The 998-nt window shown below is 43.9% G+C and carries 1 protein-coding gene; it reads right to left on the bottom strand.

Features of this window, described 5'->3' with window-relative positions:
• Positions 1-998 (bottom strand): elongation factor Tu (tuf, locus tag GARC_RS12585; RefSeq protein ID WP_039989555.1); only part of this gene is annotated, 998 nt, incomplete at both ends.

The raw sequence follows: 998 nt of genomic DNA, 5'->3' as shown, positions 1-998 counted from the left end.
TGAATTAGCTCTACTACGAATTTCAAGTTATCACCAGGCATTACCATTTCTACGCCTTCAGGAAGCTCTACAGCGCCTGTTACGTCAGTTGTACGGAAGTAAAACTGTGGACGGTATCCTTTGAAGAATGGAGTATGACGACCACCTTCATCTTTACTTAGTACATATACTTCAGCTTCGAACTTAGTATGTGGGTTGATTGAACCAGGCTTAGCCAATACTTGACCACGCTCTACGTCTTCACGCTTAGTACCACGTAATAGGGCACCAACGTTCTCGCCTGCACGACCTTCGTCAAGCAATTTACGGAACATTTCAACACCAGTACAAGTAGATTTAGTAGTATCTTTGATACCAACAATCTCAACTTCGTCACCCGTTTTAACAATACCGCGCTCTACACGACCAGTTACAACAGTACCACGACCTGAAATTGAGAAAACATCTTCAATTGGAAGTAGGAAAGGTTTATCGATATCACGCTCTGGCTCTGGGATATAAGTATCTAGTGCTTCTGCAAGCTCAATGATTTTTGCTTCCCAAGCTGGGTCGCCTTCAAGAGCTTTAAGGGCTGAGCCTTGGATAACTGGTAAGTCGTCACCAGGGAATTCGTATTCAGTTAGAAGTTCACGCACTTCCATTTCTACCAATTCTAGTAATTCTTCGTCGTCAACCATGTCACATTTGTTCATGAAAACGATCATGTAAGGAACACCAACTTGGCGACCTAGCAAGATGTGCTCACGTGTTTGTGGCATAGGACCATCTGTTGCCGCTACTACCAAAATCGCGCCATCCATTTGAGCAGCACCAGTGATCATGTTTTTAACATAATCGGCGTGACCAGGACAATCTACGTGGGCATAGTGACGAGCTGGTGTGTCATATTCAACATGAGATGTTGAAATAGTGATACCACGCTCACGCTCTTCTGGAGCGTTATCGATTTGATCAAATGCTGATGCATCGCCACCGTAAGTTTTTGCTAATACAGTAGT

It is taken from the genome of Paraglaciecola arctica BSs20135, assembly GCF_000314995.1.
GTDB classification, from domain to species: domain Bacteria; phylum Pseudomonadota; class Gammaproteobacteria; order Enterobacterales; family Alteromonadaceae; genus Paraglaciecola; species Paraglaciecola arctica.
Note: the sequence above shows the minus strand (reverse complement) of the source record. Positions and strands in the feature narration are given on the sequence as shown.